Source organism: Photobacterium arenosum, from assembly GCF_014841115.1.
Lineage (GTDB): Bacteria > Pseudomonadota > Gammaproteobacteria > Enterobacterales > Vibrionaceae > Photobacterium > Photobacterium arenosum.
Genome location: NZ_JACYTP010000028.1, coordinates 1 through 3,373 on the forward strand (window position 1 = coordinate 1; position 3,373 = coordinate 3,373).

3 protein-coding genes are annotated in these 3,373 nt (G+C 43.3%); all 3 read right to left on the reverse strand.

The window, feature by feature from the left end:
* Nucleotides 1–304: 304 nt before the first annotated feature.
* The 3 genes from IFO68_RS21720 to IFO68_RS21730 all read right to left on the reverse strand — a co-directional run bounded on the left by IFO68_RS21720 (nucleotide 305) and on the right by IFO68_RS21730 (nucleotide 2,536).
* Nucleotides 305–775 (reverse strand): GrpB family protein, encoded by a 471-nt coding sequence (locus tag IFO68_RS21720; RefSeq protein WP_192017834.1) that lies wholly within the window; start codon nucleotides 773–775, stop codon nucleotides 305–307.
* A 149-nt stretch (nucleotides 776–924) separates the two neighbouring features.
* A complete protein-coding gene (locus IFO68_RS21725) occupies nucleotides 925–1,929 on the reverse strand; it encodes an LD-carboxypeptidase (protein WP_192017835.1) in 1,005 nt (334 codons plus the stop codon).
* A 358-nt stretch (nucleotides 1,930–2,287) separates the two neighbouring features.
* Entirely contained in the window at nucleotides 2,288–2,536 is a 249-nt protein-coding gene (locus IFO68_RS21730; protein WP_161445949.1) for a DUF3297 family protein, read from the reverse strand.
* Between the last annotated feature and the right edge of the window lie 837 nt (nucleotides 2,537–3,373).

Sequence of the window (3,373 nt, forward strand, 5' to 3'; positions counted from 1 at the left end):
ATTGGCACCACCTCGTCAATTCAAGCTGTTTTGCCGAAATTGAACCGGCAGCGCCGAACCGGTGTACAGCTCCCTTAACCCATTCACAGCAAACAGATCCTCAACAGCGATACATTCGTATGCCACCGCACGCCTGGAAATCATGTAAAAGACATAAAATCTGACTTTGTATTCCAGCACGATATAAATCAGTCTTTATAAAAAGAATATGAAAGCGAATTTTTGAATCTGGTACAGGTCTGTCTGGCTCTGACTTATGCGTGACTGTCCTTGTAACTATCATGACTGTCCTTATTATCTCTTGCTATACCTGCGCTAAAACGTGCTCAATAAACGTCGACTTCTTTTCACGGTACTCGTCGTGTGACAAACCCTCGCACGATTTCTTTAACACATTGTACTGAACCACTAAATCTGGAGATGCGCGTAACCTGTCACGAAAATCCACAAAGCACTCGAACTCTGAGCCTATCGCTACCACCTGAAAAGCCACATCTTCGCTTGTTGACTCAAGCATGCATAGTTCAGCTGTTCTCAGTGTGTTTCTCTTTTCTTGGAACCCCAAGGTGAGCAAAATACGCGCAGAATCTTCCAGTTCGTGCGCATCAACGCCAATTAAGATATCAAGATCACCTTTTGAAATAGCGCCTGGAACGGATGACGCTCCCACATGCTCGACTCTTGCTGCTGGCAACAGCCTCCGTACTTGATTCAGATAATAATCAAACCGCTCATGACAGGCTTTTTGATACTGATCCGGACTAAGAAATTTCATATTTCCTCTTAATCATCAATTGTCCTAACTACGAATAGTGTGCCTGTTCTGGTAATGGCTATTGTCCTAACCACGCATAATGTGTCTGTCCTGGTAATGCGATACGCTATGCGGTGTCTGTCCTGGTAACGAGCTCTCTGAATTATTGCTTATTTTCCGGCTAACCACGGGCTTTCCAGCTGAAAAACCTGATTATCAAAGTCAATGCTGGCTTGCACACCTAAAGGTGTCACCAACATGGGATGGGTATGACAACTGTCAAAGCCATATAATATTGGCATGGTCTGACCATTAAGAATTTCAAGCAGGACGTCTAATGGCGAACGATTTGTTCCTTTGTCATCAAAAAGCTCATGCTTACCAAGCACTATCGCTCCAAGCTTGTCAAAGACACCACAAGCCTTTAAGTGAGAAAACGAACGTTCAACAGTTTCAATTCCTTTTAATGAGTCCTCAATCAGCAGTATGTCACCTGAGTGTATTTCTGGCATATAATGGCTTCCCCAAATACCTGCCATGGTATTCAGATTACCGCCAATAATACGCCCGGTGATTTTTCCGCCCCCAAGAAATGTCCATTCGTTGCTAAGAACAGGCTTTGCCGTATTTTGTGTTTCCCAATCCAGTTTAACGTCTGTCCAGCGTTCAGGCATGAGATATTTATATTCACTTTTCTCTGAACTCAATATATCCAGAAATGACTGAAAAGTGTCATCAACTAAAGGCGGAAACTCACCAAACGATGCCACTAAAGCGGGTCCATAAAAAGTGACAAGACCCGTTTGTGCATAAATACCAAGTAAAAGTGCAGTCACATCGGAATAACCAACAATGATTTTTGGATCTTTTCTCAGAGCCTTGTAATCAATATATGGCAATAATGAATTACTGTTATTACCGCCAATGGTCGACATAATGCATCGAATGCTTAGATCTCGGATAAGCTGATTGAACTCTTCAGCCCTGGCCTGAATTGATCCAGAGCGATATGAGTCTGAACATCCTGTCAAGGCTCCTTCAACCAGCTCAAACCCTTGACCTTCCAGGTAGGCTTTCGCTCTTGAAAATCGATTGGGTGCGAATACTGTTGCGGGTGAAGACGGTGAAAAGAAGCCTATTTTGTCACCAATAGTTAACGCTTTTGGGAATATCACGAATCACTAGTCTCCAAGAGGCTAAAAATAAAAAATATACATGCAGAATTAATGAGTTCTTTTTGAAGTGGTAATTGTTCGCCCTTAAAACCTTCCTGGTTCAAAATCACCTCCTTTTATATAGCGCCACAATCTGGGATGAATAAGCACATTTTGTAACTCACCAATGACGTAAACGCTTAAATTGCATTAAACGCCAAACGTTTAGTAACAAGTATAAATAACGAGCATGGGGATATGAAAGCTGCCGAGAGGTTTATAAAGACAGTTGATCCAACACATAGAGCTGGCAGTTTTCTCACTCTATGTGTTGGATTATAAGCAGTAAGAAACTACTTATTTATTGAAAGCTTCTTGCTTATTTATAGAAAGCTTCTACTTGGCCTTTCAGTTTGATCAACATTGGCTGACCAAAACGATCTTTTGCTTTCGGTGAAGGGATTTTGACCCAACCCTCACTGATGCAATATTCTTCAACATCAGTACGCTCTTTGCCATTCAGACGAATGCCGATATGGTGTTCAAAACACTCCGCCACATAGTGTGGGCTGCGAGGGTTACCGGCAAGATGATCGGGTAAAGCTGGTTTATCGTTAGTGTCGCTCATGTTCATGACCTGATGTATGAATAAAGTGCGCCATTGTAGACAATGCCCGCCCGAGGCTCAACAAGGTAGCGAGACAATTTTGCCTGTGCTTTGACGTGACTGTCCTTGTAAATACACTCAGCTTGCCGACATGGCAGTTGTCTGTGAAAACCGAGCCACTGAAAGCAACACGGGACTGCCCAAACTGCCAGCAAGCCATGCACTGCGTCGGCATCACCCGACCGGGATAGCCGGAAAGCAAACAGAATAAGGAGAATGGCGTAGCATCATCAACGAGGAGAAAGCCAACGCAAGACCGAATTCAGGCGGTAACCCATTGAAGTGAAACACACCGTGGTCACTTCCCGGCTACGCTCGCCCTGAAGAAAACCGCGGGCGCAACCCCCACCGAATGCCAATCGACCAATTTGCTTAATAAGGCTGTCCGGGCTTGTCCAACACCCGGATAGAAGTGTCGGCTGCGCGACACGTATCCTTATTTGTTAGCTATTATTTCTAACTTATATTCAAGTACTTACGATAACTAGGATGAACAGACCAAGTCAGTTCGTTGTTTCGATTCTGCTGCGAGTAAAATAGATCTGGGTCATCGGTATAGAATGTAAAATTCTGATATTCATCTGGTAACTTTGAAATCAAACCAATCTTGTAAACAAAATGACCTAGATCAATAAGATTACAATACGGCTTACCATCAATAACTGGGATATCTGACAGGGCGAGAACACGTATGCTCATTTTTTATCCAAACCTTGGATTCCCGCCAATATTACTTGCTCCAAATAGGCAATATTCATGGCAGCTATTTTCTGCTTGCGCCTGATACTCGCCTTTTTA

Coding starts and splice junctions, on each gene's coding strand:
- IFO68_RS21720 (WP_192017834.1), bottom strand. CDS start 775: ATGAAATTTCTTAGTCCGGATCAGTATCAAAAAGCCTGTCATGAGCGG.
- IFO68_RS21730 (WP_161445949.1), bottom strand. CDS start 2,536: ATGAGCGACACTAACGATAAACCAGCTTTACCCGATCATCTTGCCGGT.